17 protein-coding genes are annotated in these 19,358 nt (G+C 67.9%); 15 read left to right on the top strand and 2 right to left on the bottom strand.

Going from position 1 to position 19,358, the window contains the following annotated elements; all coding sequences use genetic code 11:
* Window positions 1–32 precede the first annotated feature (32 nt).
* The 14 genes from EPN51_RS24145 to proB all read left to right on the top strand — a co-directional run bounded on the left by EPN51_RS24145 (window position 33) and on the right by proB (window position 16,439).
* Window positions 33–1,133 (top strand): 2-oxoacid:ferredoxin oxidoreductase subunit beta, encoded by a 1,101-nt coding sequence (locus EPN51_RS24145; RefSeq protein ID WP_293047711.1) that lies wholly within the window; start codon window positions 33–35, stop codon window positions 1,131–1,133.
* A 25-nt stretch (window positions 1,134–1,158) separates the two neighbouring features.
* A complete protein-coding gene (gene mobA / locus EPN51_RS24140; protein ID WP_293047779.1) occupies window positions 1,159–1,752 on the top strand; it encodes a molybdenum cofactor guanylyltransferase in 594 nt (197 codons plus the stop codon).
* A gap of 232 nt (window positions 1,753–1,984) precedes the next feature.
* Complete coding sequence (locus tag EPN51_RS24135; protein WP_293047708.1) at window positions 1,985–2,161, top strand: hypothetical protein; 177 nt, start codon at window positions 1,985–1,987, stop codon at window positions 2,159–2,161.
* A 600-nt stretch (window positions 2,162–2,761) separates the two neighbouring features.
* Window positions 2,762–3,304 carry a transglycosylase family protein gene (locus EPN51_RS24130; protein ID WP_293047705.1) on the top strand — a complete coding sequence of 181 codons (543 nt, stop codon included), beginning with the start codon at window positions 2,762–2,764 and terminating at the stop codon, window positions 3,302–3,304.
* A 111-nt stretch (window positions 3,305–3,415) separates the two neighbouring features.
* A complete protein-coding gene (locus EPN51_RS24125; protein ID WP_293047703.1) occupies window positions 3,416–4,675 on the top strand; it encodes a trans-acting enoyl reductase family protein in 1,260 nt (419 codons plus the stop codon).
* A gap of 58 nt (window positions 4,676–4,733) precedes the next feature.
* The gene (locus tag EPN51_RS24120; protein ID WP_293047700.1) at window positions 4,734–7,394 is read left to right on the top strand and encodes a valine--tRNA ligase; all 2,661 of its coding nucleotides are present in this window, start codon (window positions 4,734–4,736) and stop codon (window positions 7,392–7,394) included.
* Window positions 7,391–8,836 (top strand): folylpolyglutamate synthase/dihydrofolate synthase family protein, encoded by a 1,446-nt coding sequence (locus EPN51_RS24115; protein WP_293047697.1) that lies wholly within the window; start codon window positions 7,391–7,393, stop codon window positions 8,834–8,836. The genes EPN51_RS24120 and EPN51_RS24115 overlap by 4 nt, the downstream gene beginning before the upstream one ends.
* Window positions 8,833–9,219: a DUF4233 domain-containing protein gene (locus EPN51_RS24110; protein ID WP_293047695.1), complete on the top strand. Its 387-nt coding sequence runs from the start codon at window positions 8,833–8,835 to the stop codon at window positions 9,217–9,219. Before EPN51_RS24115 ends, EPN51_RS24110 begins: the two co-directional genes overlap by 4 nt.
* Window positions 9,220–9,271: 52 nt before the next feature.
* Complete coding sequence (gene ndk, locus EPN51_RS24105; protein ID WP_293047693.1) at window positions 9,272–9,682, top strand: nucleoside-diphosphate kinase; 411 nt, start codon at window positions 9,272–9,274, stop codon at window positions 9,680–9,682.
* Window positions 9,683–10,025: 343 nt separating this feature from the next.
* Window positions 10,026–12,968: an Rne/Rng family ribonuclease gene (locus EPN51_RS24100; RefSeq protein ID WP_293047690.1), complete on the top strand. Its 2,943-nt coding sequence runs from the start codon at window positions 10,026–10,028 to the stop codon at window positions 12,966–12,968.
* 215 nt (window positions 12,969–13,183) lie between these two features.
* Window positions 13,184–13,495, top strand: a complete 312-nt coding sequence (gene rplU, locus EPN51_RS24095) for a 50S ribosomal protein L21 (protein WP_293047689.1) — start codon at window positions 13,184–13,186, stop codon at window positions 13,493–13,495.
* Window positions 13,496–13,508: 13 nt separating this feature from the next.
* On the top strand, window positions 13,509–13,775 hold the full coding sequence (gene rpmA, locus EPN51_RS24090) for a 50S ribosomal protein L27 (protein WP_064943816.1): 267 nt from the start codon (window positions 13,509–13,511) through the stop codon (window positions 13,773–13,775).
* An 88-nt stretch (window positions 13,776–13,863) separates the two neighbouring features.
* Window positions 13,864–15,339 carry a GTPase ObgE gene (obgE, locus tag EPN51_RS24085; RefSeq protein ID WP_293047686.1) on the top strand — a complete coding sequence of 492 codons (1,476 nt, stop codon included), beginning with the start codon at window positions 13,864–13,866 and terminating at the stop codon, window positions 15,337–15,339.
* On the top strand, window positions 15,336–16,439 hold the full coding sequence (gene proB, locus EPN51_RS24080; RefSeq protein ID WP_293047683.1) for a glutamate 5-kinase: 1,104 nt from the start codon (window positions 15,336–15,338) through the stop codon (window positions 16,437–16,439). The genes obgE and proB overlap by 4 nt, the downstream gene beginning before the upstream one ends.
* Window positions 16,440–16,447: 8 nt before the next feature.
* On the opposite strand, the gene EPN51_RS24075 is transcribed toward proB, so the two are convergent.
* Window positions 16,448–17,104, bottom strand: coding sequence for a TetR/AcrR family transcriptional regulator (locus tag EPN51_RS24075; RefSeq protein WP_293047680.1), 657 nt, complete (start codon window positions 17,102–17,104; stop codon window positions 16,448–16,450).
* A gap of 105 nt (window positions 17,105–17,209) precedes the next feature.
* On the opposite strand from EPN51_RS24075, the gene EPN51_RS24070 reads away from it, so the two are divergent.
* Window positions 17,210–18,487, top strand: coding sequence for a cytochrome P450 (locus EPN51_RS24070; RefSeq protein WP_293047678.1), 1,278 nt, complete (start codon window positions 17,210–17,212; stop codon window positions 18,485–18,487).
* On the opposite strand, the gene EPN51_RS24065 is transcribed toward EPN51_RS24070, so the two are convergent.
* Window positions 18,484–19,317, bottom strand: a complete 834-nt coding sequence (locus EPN51_RS24065) for an NAD-dependent protein deacetylase (RefSeq protein WP_293047676.1) — start codon at window positions 19,315–19,317, stop codon at window positions 18,484–18,486. The two genes, EPN51_RS24070 and EPN51_RS24065, sit on opposite strands and share 4 nt — an antisense overlap.
* Between the last annotated feature and the right edge of the window lie 41 nt (window positions 19,318–19,358).

Here is a 19,358-nt window from a genome sequence, read left to right as displayed (position 1 = left end):
GTAGAGCGAAGCGATGAGGAGGAGCGGCGCTCGTGACTGATCTGATCGGCAATTTGGCGGGCAAAGACCTCGGTGTGACCGCGAAGCTGACCAAGAACGACGGGGTCCCCACGTTGTCTTCTGAGGACCAGCCCCAGAAGTCCAAGGACTTCACCAGTGACCAGGAGGTGCGTTGGTGCCCCGGTTGCGGGGACTACGTCATCCTCAACACCATGCGCAACTTCCTGCCGGACCTCGGCTTGCGCCGCGAGAACATCGTGTTCATCAGCGGTATCGGCTGCTCGAGCCGGTTCCCGTACTACCTCGAGACCTACGGGTTTCACTCGATCCACGGCCGCGCGCCCGCCATCGCCACCGGCCTGGCGCTGGCCCGCGAGGACCTGTCGGTGTGGGTGGTCACGGGTGACGGTGATGCTTTGTCCATCGGAGGCAACCACCTGATCCATGCGCTGCGCCGCAACGTCAACATCACCATCCTGCTGTTCAACAACCGGATCTATGGGCTGACCAAGGGGCAGTACTCGCCGACCTCGGAGGTCGGCAAGATCACGAAGTCGACCCCGATGGGGTCGCTCGACCACCCGTTCAACCCGGTGTCGTTGGCCCTGGGCGCCGAGGCGACCTTCGTCGGCCGCGCGCTGGACTCCGACCGCAAGGGCCTGACCGAGGTGCTGCGCGGCGCCGCGGGACACCGAGGCGCCGCCGTGGTCGAAATCCTGCAGGACTGCCCCATCTTCAACGACGGTTCGTTCGACGCGCTGCGCAAGGAAGGTTCCGAGGAGCGGGTCATCGGCGTCCATCACGGCGAGCCGATCACGTTCGGTGCCAGCGGTGAATACTGCGTGGTGAAGTCCGGCTTCGGCCTGGACGTGGCCAAGACCGCTGACGTGTCGGTCGACGAGATCGTGGTGCACGACGCGCACAGCGACAACTCGGCCTACGCCTTCGCCCTGTCGCGGTTGTCGGATCAGAACCTCGAGCACACCGTGATGGGCATCTTCCGCGATATCAGCCGGCCCACCTACGACGACGCGGCACGCTCGCAGGTCCAGGCCGCTCAGTCGGCGAAGGCGTCCGACTCCGCGGCGCTGCAATCGCTGTTGCGTGGCCGCGACACCTGGACCGTCGACTGACGTGGATAAGCAGGTGCCCGACACAGTGAAACAGGCCGGGTTGCTAGCGGGGATAGTGCTGGCCGGCGGCGAATCGCGGCGGATGGGCCGCGACAAGGCGACCCTGCCGGGGCCCGGCGGGGCGGCCACGCTTCTCGAGTACGTCGCCGGCGTCGTCGCGCAACGCTGCGACCCGGTCTTCGTGATGGCCGCACCGGGGCAACCGCTCCCCGAGGTGCAGGCGCGCGTGATTCGCGACGAGGTGCGCGGCCAGGGGCCGCTGCCGGCGACCGGACGCGGCCTGCGCGCCGCCGCGGAGGCCGGCGCCCGGTTCGCCTTCGTCTGCGCCGTCGACATGCCGCTTCTGTCAACAGGATTGATCGATGACCTGGTGCAGCTGGCCGGCGAGACCAACGCCGAGATCGTGCTGCCGTGGGACGGTCGCAGCCACTATCTCGCCGCGGTCTACCGCACCGACCTGGCCGAGCGGATCGATGGCCTGGTCGCGGCCGGCGCCCGCTCGATGCGCGCCTTGATCGACGCCTCCGACGCCCAGCAGATCGTGTTGCCGGAATCGCGTTTCCTGGCCAACGTCAACTCGGAGAGTGACCTGCGCGCTCTGGCGCAGCTCCAAGCCTGAGGCCCGACGCTGCGCCGATCGGGTCCCTGATCGGGCCCGCGTTGCGCATGGCGATCTGGTGAACGATTTCGCAAAAATTGACTGCGCGAACTGGCAGGGCATCGTGATCTGTTGGGGCGGCGGCGATTTGAGGCTTGTTGAAGAGCCACCCTGGGGCTTTACGCGTGAGCCGGCCGCTAAGGGGTCGTGGCCTTTGTGGCATTTTTTGACGGTGTGAAACCCGAGGTGTCGGATGAGCGCCGCCCATTCGAAGGGTTTCGTGTCGGCGCCGATGGATATCGGTGCTAGTCAGTTGATCATGAAAGATGTTGTCGCTGTTTGTAATTCAGCAAACACATTGCTGGAAAAGGTAATACGCACTATCGAATCCGCCGACTTCAGGTCAGGCGAGCTGGTGGATCACGAATAGTGTTGTAGGACAATATAACCCGGTGCATCACTGATTGACATTCGCCTACCTGGCGTGGCGACCTGAGAAACGACCCTACTTGCGGTATGCTGCGCCGGCCCGGTCGGGGGAGGGCGCGGATCCGTTGTAGCTGCGGCGAATCCGCAATAACGCGCGAATAAACGTGCGCCAGCTCACAAAATACGCGTGATTAGGCTCACCATTTGTTTGCGCGTGCGATCGGGGTGCCGGCGCCGGAAAGTCTGCGGTGACCTGCAAGAAGGGGGTCGCTACCGCGGCGTGATCGGCTCGTTATCGAAACGAGATACGCGATTTCCGAAGATGACGAATGGCCTGGCGTCTTCTACGGTCCCTGTTAGCCCGCAACGGGTTACGGAACAGTAATCAACAAAATTGAATCCACGGACCCGCGTGTGAGCGGCGCCACGGACGGCGAGAGCCCGACCGTGGACGGTGGGTGAAAACCCGCCGGGCAGACTTCGCCCGTCGCTGTCGTGCCTGACCCAGACGGCACGTTCCAAAGTAGGCATTTCAACCCAACGCCTTCAGCCCACCTGCGTGGGCTTGCTTTGGCGCGCGCGCACCGCGAAAGGAAAGATATTGAAGAACGTCCGCAAGGCGCTCATTCTTGCCGCGGTCACGGGCACGCTCGTGACCATCCCGTCGGCCACCGCCCACGCAGATGAAGCGGTGGCCTTCGACCCGAACCTGCCGGCTGCCGGGCCCTTCCCGGACGCCCCGGCTCCGGACGCGCCTCCTGCGCCGGACGCGCCTCCGGCCCCGGATGCCCCGGCTCCGGACGCGCCTCCGCCTCCGGCCCCGGACGCTCCGCCGCCGGCGCCCGTGGGCTTTGACCCCAACGTTCCGCCGCCTCCGGGCCCGGACGTTGCGCCGGCTCCGGTCACGAGGGCATACAGCGTGAACTGGGATGCCATCGCGCAGTGCGAGTCGGGTGGCAACTGGGGGATCAGCACCGGTAACGGCTTCTCCGGTGGTCTGCAGTTCACCCCGAGCACCTGGCATTCCAACGGCGGCAGTGGCTCCCCGGCCGGCGCGAGCCGCGAGGAGCAGATCCGCGTCGCCGAGAACGTGCTGCATTCGCAGGGCATCGGCGCTTGGCCGGTGTGCGGACGCCGCGGCTGATCGACGGCTTCGCAGACATATAAGCCATACATGTAAGGAGTGCCGGGCCCCGTGCCCGGCACTCCTTCACTCCAGCCGTCACCGCCCCCACCGTCGGGTAGCGTCGGGCTCGTGACCGCAACGCCGCGCGAATTCGACATTGTGCTGTACGGGGCGACCGGCTTCGTCGGGAAGCTCACCGCCGAATACCTGGCCGGCTCGGCACCGGACAAACGGATCGCGCTGGCCGGCAGGTCGCCCGACCGGTTGCGTGCCGTCCGCGACACGCTGGGCGAACCCGCGCAGTCCTGGCCCATCCTGACCGCAGATGCGTCGTCGCCCTCGACGCTGGACGAGATGGCGGTGCGCACCCAGGTCGTCATCACCACGGTCGGCCCCTACACCCGCTACGGGTTGCCGCTGGTGGCCGCCTGCGCCGCGGCGGGAACCGACTACGCCGACCTGACCGGCGAGGCGATGTTCGTCCGCGACAGCATCGACCAATTCCACAAGCAGGCCGCGGACACCGGCGCCCGCATCGTGCATGCATGCGGATTCGATTCCGTCCCTTCGGATCTCAGTGTGTATGGGCTCTACCGTGCGGCGCGCGACGACGGCGCCGGCGAGCTCGTCGACACCGACCTCGTGGTCCGTTCCTTCTCCGGCGGGGTTTCCGGTGGCACCGTCGCGTCGATGCTGGAGGTGCTGGATACCGCGTCGCGTGATCCCGAGGTCCGGCGCCAACTCGCCGACCCGTACACGCTGAGCGGCGACCGCGGCGCCGAACCCGAAATCGGACCGCAGCCCGATTTGCCGTGGCGTCGAGGTCGTCGGATCGCGCCGGAACTGGGCGGGCTGTGGACCGCGGGCTTCGTCATGGCGCCCTACAACACCCGGATCGTGCGGCGCAGCAATGCATTGCTGGACTGGGCGTACGGGCGCCGGTTGCGCTACAGCGAAAGCATGAGCCTGGGGTCGTCGCCGATTGCACCGGTGGCCTCCGCTGTGGTGGGCGGGGTTGCCGCCGCGACGTTCGGGTTGGGCAGCCGCTTTTTCCGGCTGCTGCCGCGCCGGCTGGTGGAGCGCATCGTGCCCAAACCCGGAACCGGTCCCAGCCCGGCCGCGCGGGAACGCGGCTACTACCGGATCGAGACCTACACCACCACAACCACCGGCGCCCGGTATGTGGCACGCATGGAGCAGCGCGGCGACCCCGGCTACAAGGCGACGTCGGTGTTGTTGGGGGAGTGCGGCCTGGCGCTGGCATTCGACCGTGACAAGCTCCCGGACCTGCATGGCGTCCTCACGCCCGCGGCGGCGATGGGCGACGCACTGCTGGACCGATTCCCCGCCGCGGGTGTGTCCTTGCAGGTTGACCGGCTGGCGCAGTGACCCGGCTCACGGTTCGGGCACTTACATGGGGGTGAACAGCGCTCCCTAGAATTGACGGGTGACCGCCAGCCGCAGCCCCGCCACCGACCTGCCCAAGTCGTGGGATCCCGCTGCGGCCGAGAGCGCGATCTACCAGAAGTGGGTGGACGCGGGGTACTTCACGGCGGACCCGGCCAGCGGCAAGCCCGGCTACTCGATCGTGCTGCCGCCGCCGAACGTGACCGGCAGCCTGCACATGGGTCATGCGCTCGAGCACACCATGATGGACGCCCTGACCCGCCGCAAGCGGATGCAGGGATATGAGGTGTTGTGGCAGCCGGGCACGGACCACGCCGGTATCGCCACGCAGAGCGTGGTGGAAAAGCAGCTTGCGGTCGACGGCAAGAGCAAAGAGGACTTCGGCCGGGAGCTGTTCGTCGAGAAGGTGTGGGACTGGAAGCGTGAGTCCGGCGGTGCCATCGGCGGCCAGATGCGCCGGCTCGGCGACGGGGTGGACTGGAGCCGCGACCGGTTCACCATGGACGAGGGCCTGTCCCGGGCGGTCCGCACGATCTTCAAGCGGCTCTACGACGCCGGGTTGATCTATCAAGCGGAGCGGCTGGTCAACTGGTCGCCGATTCTCGAGACGGCGATCTCGGATCTCGAGGTCAATTACCTAGACGTCGAGGGCGAACTGGTGTCGTTCCGGTACGGCTCGATGGACGACTCGCAACCGCACATCGTGGTCGCCACCACCCGGATGGAGACGATGCTCGGCGACACCGCGATCGCGGTACACCCCGACGACGATCGCTACCGCCACCTGGTCGGCACCAGCCTGCCGCACCCGTTTGTGGACCGTCAGCTCATCGTGGTCGCCGACGAGCATGTGGATCCCGAATTCGGCACCGGCGCAGTCAAAGTCACACCCGCGCATGACCCCAATGACTTCGAGATCGGCCTGCGCCATCAGTTGCCGATGATCTCGATCATGGATACCCGCGGGCGGATCACCGACACCGGAACGCAATTCGACGGCATGGACCGCTTCCAGGCCCGGGTCGCGGTGCGCGAAGCCCTGGCGACCGAAGGCCGGGTCGTCGAGGAGAAGCGACCCTACCTGCACAGCGTCGGACACTCCGAGCGCAGTGGCGAGCCGATCGAGCCGCGGCTGTCGCTGCAGTGGTGGGTCCGGGTGGAATCGCTGGCCAAGGCCGCCGGTGACGCGGTGCGCAATGGCGACACCGTGATTCACCCGGCCACCCTGGAACCGCGGTGGTTCGCCTGGGTCGACGACATGCACGACTGGTGCATCTCGCGGCAGCTGTGGTGGGGCCATCGCATCCCGATCTGGTACGGGCCGGACGGCGAACAGCGCTGCGTGGGCCCCGACGAAACGCCGCCGGAAGGCTGGGAGCAGGACCCCGACGTCCTGGACACCTGGTTCTCCTCTGCGCTGTGGCCGTTTTCCACCTTGGGCTGGCCGAAGAAGACCCCGGAGCTCGAAAAGTTCTATCCGACAAGCGTTCTGGTCACCGGTTACGACATCTTGTTCTTCTGGGTGGCCAGGATGATGATGTTCGGGACCTTCGTTGGCGACGACGACGCCATCACCCTGGACGGCCGCCGCGGCCCGCAGGTGCCGTTCACCGATGTCTTTTTGCACGGGCTGATCCGCGACGAGTCCGGCCGCAAGATGAGCAAGTCCAAAGGCAACGTCATCGACCCGCTGGACTGGGTGGAAATCTTCGGCGCCGATGCCCTGCGGTTCACGCTGGCCCGCGGCGCCAGCCCCGGTGGCGACCTGGCGATCGGCGAGGACCACGTCCGGGCGTCGCGCAATTTCTGCACCAAGCTGTTCAACGCCACCCGTTACGCGCTCCTCAACGGCGCTCAGCTGGCGCCCGTGCCCCCGCCGGCCGAGCTCACCGATGCCGACCGATGGATCCTCGGGCGACTGGAAGAGGTTCGCGCGGAAGTCGATTCGGCGTTTGACAACTACGAGTTCAGCCGCGCCTGCGAGGCGCTCTACCACTTCGCGTGGGACGAATTCTGCGACTGGTACGTCGAACTGGCCAAGACGCAACTCGCCGAGGGGGTCGCGCACACGACGGCCGTGTTGGCGGTGGCGCTGGACACCCTGCTGCGGTTGCTGCACCCGGTGATCCCGTTCATCACCGAGGCCCTCTGGCAGGCGCTGACCAACGATGAGACCCGACAAGAGTCGCTGGTAATCGCCGACTGGCCCCAGTCGTCCGGGATGAGCCTCGATCAGGTTGCCGCACAGCGGGTTACCGATATGCAGAAATTGGTCACCGAGGTTCGCCGGTTCCGCAGCGATCAAGGCCTGGCGGACCGTCAGAAGGTGCCGGCCCGGATGACCGGTGTGGAGGAATCCGATCTGCGCACCCAGGTGAGCGCGGTGACGTCGCTGGCGTGGCTCACCGCCGCCGGGCCGGAATTCCACCCGTCGGCATCCGTGGAAGTCAGGCTCAGCGGTGGCACCGTCGTCGTCGAACTGGACACCTCCGGCACCATCGACGTCGCCGCCGAGCGTCGCCGGCTGGAAAAGGATCTGGCCGCGGCGCACAAGGAGCTGGCGTCGACCACCGCCAAATTGGCCAACGAGGACTTCTTGGGCAAGGCCCCGCAAAACGTTGTCGACAAGATCCGGGACCGTCAACGCCTGGCCCAGGAGGAAACCGAGCGGATCAACGCGCGGCTAGCCGGGATGCGATGACCAAGCCGCCCGAGTGGGCTGAGGACCCCGAAGTTCCCGGCGCGGTTCCCACCCCGGACGAGATCGCATCCTTGTTGCAGGTCGAGCATCTGCTGGACCAACGCTGGCCCGAGACCAAAATCGAGCCGAGCCTGACCCGCATCAGCGCGCTGATGGACCTGTTGGGTACACCGCAACTCGCCTACCCGTCGATCCACGTCGCGGGCACCAACGGCAAGACCTCGGTGGCCCGCATGGTTGACGCGCTGATCACCGCGCTGCACGGGCGCACCGGGCGCACCACCAGCCCCCACCTGCAGTCGGCGGTCGAACGCATCTCGATCGATGCCACGCCGATCAGCCCGGCCCAGTACGTGGCGACCTACCGCGAGATCGAGCCGTTCGTGCAGATGGTCGACGCGCAATCGCAAGCCGCCGGTGGACCGGCGATGAGCAAGTTCGAGGTGTTGACCGCGATGGCGTTCGCCGCGTTCGCCGACGCCCCCGTCGACGTCGCCGTGGTCGAGGTGGGGATGGGTGGGCGTTGGGATGCCACCAATGTCGTCAACGCGCCGGTAGCGGTCATCACCCCGATCGCCATCGACCACGTCGAATACCTGGGCGACGACCTCGCCGGCATCGCCGGGGAGAAGGCCGGCATCATCACCAGGGCGCCGGAGGGCGCACCGGACACCGTCGCGGTCATCGCGCGCCAGGCGCCCGAAGTGATGGAAGTGTTGTTGGCCCAAACCGTGCAAGCCGATGCCGCGGTGGCCCGCGAGGATTCGGAGTTCGCCGTCGTGGACCGCCAGGTCGCTATCGGCGGACAGGTGCTGGTGCTGCAGGGACTCGGGGGCGTGTATTCCGACGTCTACCTGCCGCTGCACGGCGAACACCAGGCGCACAACGCCGCGCTGGCGCTGGCGGCGGTCGAGGCCTTCTTCGGCGCCGGCGCGCAGCGTCAACTCGACGTCGAGGCCGTCCGGGCCGGTTTCGCCGCGGTCGCCAGCCCCGGCCGGCTGGAGCGGATGCGCAGCGCGCCCACGGTGTTCATCGACGCCGCGCACAATCCCGCCGGCGCGGCCGCGCTGGCGCAGACGCTGGCCGGCGAGTTCGACTTCCGCTATCTCGTCGGGGTGCTCAGCGTGCTCGCCGAGAAGGACGTCGACGGCATCCTCGCCGCCCTGCAGCCGGTGTTCGACACCGTCGTCGTGACCCACAACGGGTCCCCGCGCGCGCTCGACGTCGAGTCGCTGGCCTTGGCGGCGCGCGAGCGGTTCGGACCCGACCGGGTGAGCACCGCCGAGAACCTGCGCGACGCCATCGACGTCGCGACCGCGCTGGTCGACGACGCCGCACTCGGTGGGCACGCTGAAGACTTCTCCGGAACCGGCATCGTCATCACCGGCTCGGTCGTCACCGCCGGTGCGGCGCGCACTCTGTTCGGGCGTGATCCGCAATGACCCAACCGGACCCACCCCAGAACCCCGAGCAGCCGGGCCCGACGCCACCCGCCGACCCCTGGCGCAGCTTCGGCGCGGTGATGGCTTTGACGCTGATCCTCGAGGCCATCGTGGTGCTGCTGGCGATACCGGTGGTGGGCGCGGTCGGCGGCGGCCTGACGACGGCGTCGCTGACCTATCTGGTCGGCCTGGCCGTACTGCTGATCCTGCTGGCCGGGGTGCAGCGCAAACCCTGGGCCATCTGGGCCAACCTGGGCGTGCAGGTGATCCTGCTCGCCGGCTTCGCCGTGTACCCCGGGGTGGGGTTCATCGGCGTGCTCTTCACCGGGCTGTGGGCCCTGATTGCCTACTTCCGGGCCGAGGTTCGGCGCAGACAGGGGTAGGCCCGCGGTGCTGACCCGCCGCGTCGCCACCTGGTTATGTACGCTGTCCGCCGTGACCGAACGGACATTGGTACTGATCAAGCCGGACGGCGTCCAGCGACAGCTGGTGGGGGAGATCATCGGCCGGGTCGAGCGAAAAGGCCTCACCATCGCCGCGCTGGAACTCCGGCACGTCAGCCAGGACCTCGCCGCCCAGCATTACGCCGAACACGAGGGCAAGCCATTCTTCGAGCCGTTGCTGGAGTTCATCACCTCGGGGCCGGTGGTGGCGGCCATCGTGGAGGGGCCGCGGGCGATCGCGGCGTTTCGGCAGCTCGCGGGTGGTACCGACCCGGTCGAGAAGGCGGTCCCCGGCACGATCCGGGGCGATTTCGGGCTGGAGACCCAGTTCAATCTGGTGCACGGCTCGGATTCGATCGAGTCCGCGAAGCGAGAAATCGCGCTCTGGTTTCCCGACGCCTAGAGCTGCGACGATCGGTCCCACGGCGCCGTGCTGACCGGTGTTCGCCCAATCGGGCTGCATCAGGTGTGGGTTGGGCCGCTGCGTGATGTGGGATACTGATCTCGGGTGAACGTCGCCGGACCGGCGTCAGACACCCGAATGAAGACTTGAACAAGCGCGACCATAGCCCCGTCGCCTTGGTTTGCTGCATGTCAGGCCGTCATTCAGCACGGCGCCGAGTGGGTTCTCACCTGAGCCGCTCGGGGCGAGACCATCACAAGCCCGGGAGAAGTGACCCGGGCCCATAGCGAAGCCCTCGCGTGGCCGCGTCGCAAAGACGCGCCCGGGGGCTTGAGGAGAATACGTGGTAGACGGTGCACCAACTGCAGACCCATCAGAAGAATCGACCCGGCCCGAGGACCTTCCCGACCGGTTGAGGGTTCATTCGCTGGCTCGAACGCTGGGAACCACCAGCAAGCGGGTGCTGGACGCGCTCAGCGCGCTGGATGGGCGGATTCGCAGCGCACATTCCACCGTGGACCGCGCCGACGCGGTGCGGGTGCGTGACCTGCTGGCCGCCCTACCCCGGGAAAGCCCCGAGAGCACCGGCGGCGGCGAGGACGCCGATGAGCCCGAATCGCGGCTGATGCTGGAGACCCCCGACAACGCCGCCGAGCGACCGCATTACATGCCGCTCTTCGTCGCACCGCAGCCGCTCGACAGCGACGATGAGAGCGGCACCGACGAGGGCGCCGACTCCGACGATTCCGACAGCGACGACGACGAGCAGGCCGATCGGCCGTCGAACCGACGGCGCCGACGCGGCCGCCGTGGCCGCGGTCGCGGACGCGGCGAGCAGGGCGGACCCGAGGGCCAAAACGACGGCGGTGACGACGACGAACCGCAGGGCCGGGGCAGGAGGGGCGCCCAGTCCGACTCCGATTCCGACGACACCGACGACGAAGATTCCGACGACGGTGACGACTCCGACGGCGGTGACGACGGTTCGTCGGATGGTGGCAATCGCCGCCGCCGCAGGCGCCGGCGCCGGAAATCCGCATCGGGCGACGACAACGACGAGGGGCCATCGCCCGACGACCCGCCCAACACGGTGGTGCACGAGCGGCCGCCCCGCAGCGGCAAGAACGGCGGCGACGGCTCCGGCAGTAGTTCGAGCAGCGAGATCAAGGGCATCGACGGCTCGACTCGGCTGGAGGCCAAGCGGCAACGGCGCCGAGACGGCCGCGACGCCGGGCGGCGACGCCCCCCGGTGCTGACCGAGGCCGAATTCTTGGCCCGCCGCGAGGCCGTCGAACGTGTCATGGTCGTCCGCGACCGGGTCCGCAGTGAGCCGCCGCACCAAGGTTCGCGGTACACCCAGATCGCGGTACTCGAGGACGGCATCGTCGTCGAGCACTTCGTCACCTCGGCCGCGTCGGCCTCCCTGGTGGGCAACGTCTACCTCGGGATCGTGCAGAACGTGCTGCCCTCGATGGAGGCGGCCTTCGTCGACATCGGCCGCGGCCGCAACGGCGTGCTCTACGCCGGCGAGGTCAACTGGGAAGCCGCCGGACTGGGCGGATCTGACCGCAAGATCGAACAAGCGCTCAAACCCGGCGACTATGTCGTCGTCCAGGTCAGCAAGGACCCGGTGGGGCATAAGGGCGCGCGGCTCACCACGCAGGTGTCGCTGGCCGGCCGCTACCTGGTTTACGTGCCGGGCGCCTCGTCGACCGGGATCAGCCGCAAGCTGCCCGACACCGAACGCCAGCGTCTCAAAGAGATCCTGCGCGAGGTGGTGCCGTCCGACGCGGGGGTGATCATCCGGACCGCGTCCGAGGGTGTCAAAGAAGACGACATCCGCAACGATGTCACCCGCCTGCAGGAGCGCTGGCATGAAATCGAGGCCAAGGCGATCGAGATCAAGGAGAAGGCCGCCGGCGCCGCGGTAGCCCTCTACGAAGAGCCCGACGTGCTCGTCAAGGTCATCCGCGACCTGTTCAACGAAGACTTCGCCGGCCTGGTGGTGTCCGGTGACGAGGCCTGGAACACCATCAACGAATACGTGAATTCCGTTGCGCCCGACCTGGTTTCGAAGCTGAACAAGTACGAGCCCGCGACCGGGCCGGACGGTTCGGGCGGACCGGATGTGTTCGCGGTGCACCGGATCGACGAGCAGCTGGCCAAGGCGATGGACCGGAAGGTCTGGTTGCCCTCGGGCGGCACGCTGGTGATCGACCGGACCGAGGCGATGACCGTGGTCGACGTCAACACCGGCAAGTTCACCGGGTCCGGGGGCAACCTCGAGCAGACGGTCACCAAGAACAACCTCGAGGCGGCCGAGGAGATCGTGCGCCAACTGCGGCTGCGCGACATCGGCGGCATCGTGGTCATCGACTTCATCGACATGGTGCTGGAGTCGAACCGTGATTTGGTGCTGCGCCGGCTCACCGAGGCGCTGGCCCGTGACCGCACCCGCCATCAGGTGTCCGAGGTGACCTCGCTCGGTTTGGTCCAGCTGACCCGCAAGCGGTTGGGCACCGGGCTGGTCGAGGCCTTCTCGACGTCCTGCCCGAACTGTGGCGGCCGCGGGATCTTGCTGCACACCGACCCGGTGGATTCGGCCTCGTCGAACGGTCGCAAGTCCGAGTCGGGGGGCCGCCGCGGCCGGCGCAAGAAGAGCAAGGTTGAGGAGCCGGTGGTGGCCAAGGTGCCGGCCCACTCGCCCGGCGAGCACCCGATGTTCAAGGCGATGGCGGCCGGTTCGTCCACGCAGGCGGTATCCGACGACGACGAGTCCGACGAGGCCACCGAGGACGTCACCGACGAGTTCGACCAGAAGAAGGCGGCCCGCGACGAGGACATCGCGGACACCGACCAGGAGGACTTCGACGACACCGACGACGAGGACTCGGACGACGAGGACTCGGACGATGACGACGAGGACTCGGACGACGAGGACTCGGACGATGACGACGACTCGGACGATGACGACGACGAGGATGACGACGACGACTCGGACGACGACGACGAGGATGACGACGAGGATGATGACGACGACGACTCGGACGACGACGACGAGGATGACGACGACGACGACCTCGACGACGAGGAAGACCTGGGCGACGATGACGAGGATCTCGAACTAGACGACGACGACCTGGACAGCGAGGACTCCGACGATTCCGACGACGGCGACGCTGGGCAGGGCTCTGCCGGGGCGGGCCAGGGCGGCTCGGTCTCCGGTCGCCCCAGGCGCAGACGCGCGGCGGGCCGGCCGGCCGGCCCGCCGATCCACGCGGACTGAGCGCTGAAAACCCGGCCGCGTCCGGTTTGACCCTGTAGCCGCTGGTCACGTACCCTTGGACAGTTGTCGTCAGGCCGGGCGAGGAAAACTTCGGCCGGCGGCAGCGGGACTCCCGGGGAATCGGCACAGGCCCGCAACCCAGACCCACCACGTGCACCGCGGCTGGTTCGCGCGCGACGCGCCGAGCGGCGGCTAGGAGAAGGAGCAGAGCAACGATGGCGACCTACGCAATCGTCAAGACGGGCGGCAAGCAGTACAAGGTCGCCGTTGGGGACGTGGTCAAGGTCGAGAAGCTCGACTCTGAGCCGGGTTCGAACGTGTCGCTGCCCGTCGCCCTGGTGGTGGACGGTGCCAAGGTGACCACCGATGTGGCAGCGCTGGCCAAGGTCGCGGTCACCGGCGAGGTGCTCGAGCACACCAAGGGCCCCAAGATCCGTATCCACAAGTTCAAGAACAAGACCGGTTACCACAAGCGTCAGGGACACCGTCAGCAGCTGACGGTCCTGAAGGTCACCGGTATCAAGTAGCGAAGGCGAAGACATGGCACACAAGAAGGGCGCTTCCAGCTCGCGCAACGGTCGCGATTCCGCCGCGCAGCGGCTGGGTGTGAAGCGATTCGGCGGCCAGGTCGTCAAGGCCGGCGAGATCATCGTCCGGCAGCGCGGCACCAAGTTCCACCCGGGCGTCGGTGTCGGGCGCGGCGGCGACGACACGTTGTTCGCCAAGGAAGCCGGCGCCGTCGAGTTCGGGATCAAGCGCGGCCGCAAGACGGTCAACATCGTCGCGGCCGGGCAAACCACCGACTGAGCGCGCGAGCGTGCGCCCACTGCGATAATTCGAGGCAATTCTCGCAGTAGCCGCACGTTCGGCGAGCGAGACGGGTGAGAGGACCACGATGCCTCGGTTCGTCGACCGCGTCGTCATCCATGCGCGCGCCGGTTCCGGGGGTAACGGCTGCGCCTCGGTCCATCGCGAAAAGTTCAAGCCGCTGGGCGGCCCCGACGGCGGCAATGGCGGCCGCGGCGGCAGCATCGTCTTCGTCGTCGATCCGCAGGTCCACACCCTGCTGGACTTCCATTTCCATCCGCATGTCACCGCGCCGTCGGGCAAACAGGGGATGGGCAACAACCGCGACGGTGCCGCGGGCGCCGACCTGGAAGTCAAAGTGCCCGACGGAACCGTCGTCCTGGACGGAGCCGGCCGGCTGCTGGCCGACCTGGTCGGCGCGGGCACCCGCTTCGAAGCCGCCGCGGGTGGTCGCGGCGGCCTGGGCAACGCCGCGCTCGCCTCGCGCGCACGCAAGGCCCCCGGCTTTGCGCTGCTGGGCGAGCAGGGCGAAACCCGGGACCTGACGCTGGAACTCAAGACCGTCGCCGATGCCGGCCTGATCGGTTTCCCCTCCGCCGGCAAATCGTCGTTGGTGTCGGCCATCTCGGCGGCCAAACCCAAGATCGCCGACTACCCGTTCACCACGCTGGTGCCCAATCTCGGCGTCGTGTCGGCGGGCGAGCACACCTTTACGGTCGCCGATGTTCCCGGCCTGATCCCCGGTGCCTCGCAGGGCCGCGGCCTGGGCCTGGAGTTCCTCCGGCACATCGAGCGATGCGCCGTGCTGGTGCATGTCGTCGACTGTGCCACCGCGGAACCGGGCCGGGACCCGATCTCCGATATCGACGCGTTGGAGGCCGAACTCGCCGCGTATACGCCCACCCTGCAAGGGGATGCGACGTTGGGTGATCTCGCCGAGCGGCCCCGCGCGGTGGTGCTCAACAAGATCGACGTTCCCGAGGCGCGCGAGCTCGCCGAATTCGTCCTTGACGATATCGCCGAGCGCGGCTGGCCGGTATTCCTGGTGTCGACGGTCGCACGAGAAGGGCTGCAGCCATTGATCTTTGGGCTGTGGAAGATGATTGCGGACTACAACGCAGCGCGGCCGCAGATCGTGGCGCGACGTCCGGTGATTCGCCCGGTCCCCGTCGACGACAGCGGCTTTCGCGTTGAGCCGGATCCCCAGCAGCCGGGCGGCTTCGTGGTCAGCGGTGCGCGACCCGAGCGCTGGGTGCGCCAGACCAACTTCGACAACGACGAGGCCGTGGGATATCTCGCCGACCGGCTGGCGCGCCTCGGGGTCGAAGAGGAACTGCTGCGGCTGGGTGCGCGACCCGGATGCGAAGTGACCATCGGCGACATGACGTTCGATTGGGAGCCGCAAACGCCTGCAGGACAACAGGTTGCGCTATCGGGCCGGGGAACCGACGCGCGGCTCGAGCGCACCGATCGCATCGGCGCCGCGGAGCGTAAGGCCGCCCGGCGCCAGCGCCGCGCCGGCGACGATGCAGAGCGCAGCGATGCGGAGGAGCGGCGCCCGTGACTGAGCACCGCGACGCCATCCGGAACGCTCGCAGCCTGGTGGTCAAGGTGGGTACGAACGCGTTGACGACGCCGGCCGGGATGTTCGACGCCGGCCGGCTGGCGGGGCTCGCCGACGCGATCGAGGCGCGGATGAAAGCGGGGACCGACGTCGTCATCGTGTCCTCCGGTGCCATCGCCGCCGGCATCGAGCCGCTTGGATTGTCCCGTCGCCCTAGGGATTTGGCGACGAAGCAGGCCGCGGCCAGCGTCGGTCAGGTCGCGCTGGTGAATTCGTGGAGCGCCGCGTTCGCCCACTACGGCCGCACGGTCGGGCAGGTGCTGCTGAGCGCCCACGACATCTCGATGCGGGCCCAGCACACCAACGCTCAGCGCACGCTGGATCGGCTGCGTGCCCTGCACGCGGTCGCGATCGTCAACGAAAACGACACGGTGGCCACCAACGAGATCCGGTTCGGCGACAACGACCGGCTTTCGGCGCTGGTGGCCCACCTGGTCGGCGCCGAGGCCCTGGTGTTGTTGTCGGATATCGATGGGCTCTACGACTCCGATCCGCGCAAAACCGAAGGCGCGCGGTTCATCCCGGAGGTAGCGGACTCGGCGGATCTGGTCGGCGTGATCGCCGGGCCGGGCAGTGATTTGGGCACCGGCGGTATGACCTCGAAGATGTCGTCTGCGCTGCTGGCCGCCGACGCCGGTGTGCCGGTGCTGCTGGCCGCCGCGGGTGACGCCGCGACCGCGCTTACCGACGCGTCGGTCGGCACGGTGTTCGCCGCGCGGCGCGTTCGGATGTCGGCGCGGCGGTTCTGGGTGCGTTACGCCGCCGAGGCGGCGGGCGCGCTGATCCTGGACGAGGGGGCGGTACGCGCCGTGGTGGGGCAGCGCCGCTCGCTGTTGCCCGCGGGGATCACCGCGGTGACGGGCCGGTTCTACGGCGGCGACGTCGTCGAACTGTGCGGGCCGGACGCGGCGATGGTGGCCCGCGGCGTCGTCGCCTACGACGCGACGGAACTCGTCACGATGATGGGACGCTCAACGAGCGAGCTGCCCGGCGAGCTGCGCAGACCCGCCGTGCACGCCGACGACCTGGTGGCGGTATAGGGCTCGCGCTACTGTCGACTCGCCGAAAGTGGCGTGAGATACAGTGCGCCCCAAACAATCTCGGCGAGGGTGGCGGCCATCTCGGTGTCGTAGTCGGGCGGCTGTGCCGGTAAGTTCTGCTGGCAGGCGCGCTCGACCATCCAGGTCAGCGCGCTGGCGGTCGTTAGCGCAGCCAACTCTGGGCGGATCGAGCCGTCGGCCTGGCCCTCTTCGATGACGCGGGTGAGCTGCTCGGAGATGCCGGTCAGCAGATCGCGATACGTTTCCCCCGTCGCCGGGTCGTAGGCGGCCATCTCGTTGAGCGCGACCAGCACAGCTTGATGGCGTCGATAGGTGGCGATGATGCTGCTCATCGCCGTTCGCACATCGTCGGGGTCGTGGCGCCCGGCCACGGTCCACCAGCGCCGCGCGCCGTCGGTCAGATCGCCGAACACCTGGCCCGCGAGACGGCGAAGCAGATGGCCTTTGTCCTCGAAGTAGATGTAGAAGCTGGCGCGGGAGATGCCCGCTTCGCCCGAGAGCCGATCCACGCTCAGCTCGGTGAAGCTCGCGCCGTCACGCATCAGCCGCTCGGTGGCGTCCAACAGCCGGCGCTCCATCTGCTCGCGCCGCTGCTCGCGGCCCACGCTTCGGTGGCCCGGCGGCTTACGGGTGAGCGACGGCATGTGGCGAGCATAGCCGAGGTTTTGACACCTTGACTAGACGTACTGTCTAGGCATAGTGTCGCTTACAGTTTGTGACCGGGGTCATACAAGAGAGGATCGCCCACCATGGCTGTGATGACGGGAACACCCGGGGCCGAGGCGTCCGGCCGCGCCTACGACGAGATCGACCTGTCCTCGCGGGCGTTTTGGTCCACGACCGCGGCGGATCGGGAACGCTCGTTCGCCGTGCTGCGCGCCGAGCGCCCCGTGAGCTGGCATCCGCCGGTGGAAGAAGCCGCGCTGACGGATCCCGACGATCCGGGCTTCTGGGCGATCACCCGGCACGCCGACATCGTCACGGTCAGCCGCACCCACGAGGTGTTCCTGTCCGGCAAGGGAGTGATGTTCGAGAGCTATCCCGAGGAGGTGCTCGAATCGACGCAGTCCTTCCTGGCGATGGACGCGCCGCGGCACACCAAGCTGCGCAAGCTGGCGACCGCCGCGTTCACCCCGCGACAGGTGCGCCGCATCGAAGACTCCATCAAGGCGAACGCCAAGACCATCGTCGAGGAGCTGAGGGCCGCTGGCAGCGGAGCCGATTTCGTCGAGCACTGCGCCAAGGAACTGCCGCTGCGCACGCTGTCGGACATGATGGGGATTCCGGACTCCGAGCGCGAGTCGGTCGCACACGCCGCCGACGCCCTGGTGTCGACAAACGACCCGGTCTATCTCGCCGGCCGCGACCCGATGGAAGTCATGTTCGAAAACGTGATGTATCTGCATCAAGTTGCGGGCGCGCTGGCCGCCCAGCGACGCGACCACCCCGGCGACGACCTGTTCAGCAGCCTGGTGAACGCCAACGTCGACGGCGATCGACTGACCGACGCCGACGTGGCCGCATTTTTCGTGCTGCTCTCCGTGGCCGGCAACGACACCACCCGCCAAACCACCAGCCACGCGCTCAAGGCCCTCACCGACTTTCCGGAGCAACGAGCATGGCTGGCCGAAGATTTCGATAGCCGCATCGGTACGGCGGTCGAGGAATTCATCCGCTACGCCACCCCGGTGATGACCTTCCGTCGAACCGCCGCAACGGATTTCGAGTTGGGCGGCCAGACCATCGGCGCGGGGGAGAAGGTGGCGATGTTCTATGCATCCGGCAACTGGGACGAAGCGGTGTTCGACCAACCGGATCGATTCGACCTGAGCCGAGACCCCAGCCCGCACGTCGGTTTCGGTGGCGGCGGACAGCATTACTGTCTGGGGACACATGTGGCCCGGGCGCAGCTGCGCGCCATCTTCGGTGAGTTGCTGCGACAGCTGCCCGATTTCGAGGCCGGCAATCCGGAGTACCTGGCGGGCAACTTCATCCACGGCATCCGCGCCATGCCCTGTACCTTCTAGGCCAGCTCGCCAACCAACAGCGCCAGCAGTTCGGAGCACCCGCCGTCGACCTTGACGGTGGCTAGCTCGTCGCCGCGCGTCGCGCCGCGGTTGACGATGGCGACCGGGATGCCCAGCGCGGCGGCGTGCCGCACGAATCGATAGCCGGAGAACACGGTCAGCGACGACCCGGCGACCAGCAGCGCGTCGGCCTGATCGACCATCCTATACGCCCCTGCCACAACGTCTTTGGGAACGTTTTCGCCGAAATAGACAATGTCGGGTTTGACTATGCCGGCGCAGCGCACACAGTCGAGATAGCGGAACGACGCGGTATCGGCGACGACGGCGTCGGCGTCGGGAGCCACCGCCAGCCCGCCGATCGCTTCGGCGCGCTCGGTGAATCCGGGGTTGAGCGCCTCCAGCCGCTCGGCCAGCGCGACGCGGCTCATGGTGTGGCCGCAGGTCAGGCAGACCACCCGCGCGTAGGTGCCGTGCAGGTTGATGACGTTTCGGCTGCCCGCCTTGGTGTGCAGCAGATCGACGTTCTGGGTGATCACCCCGGTGACCACCGCCGCGTCCTCGAGCGCGGCCAGCGCCCGATGCCCCGCGTTGGGCAGCGTGTCGTCCATGTGCCGCCAACCGACGTGGTTGCGCGCCCAGTACCGCTGCCGAAACGCCGCGTCGCCGGTGAACTGGCGGATGGTCATGGGATTGCTCGGCGGCGAATCGGGCCCACGGTAGTCGGGGATGCCGGAATCGGTGGAGATGCCCGCGCCCGTCAGCACCGCGATCCTGCGCCCCGCGAGCAGCGTGACCAGTTCCGGGGATTCTGCGCGGGCGACGGTCACCCTCTCAGGGTAGGGATCCGTCCCGCGGCGACGCGGCCCGC

Origin of the sequence: Mycobacterium sp. (genome assembly GCF_004298145.1) — a bacterium.
Taxonomy (GTDB): domain Bacteria; phylum Actinomycetota; class Actinomycetes; order Mycobacteriales; family Mycobacteriaceae; genus Mycobacterium.
Note: the sequence above shows the minus strand (reverse complement) of the source record. Positions and strands in the feature narration are given on the sequence as shown.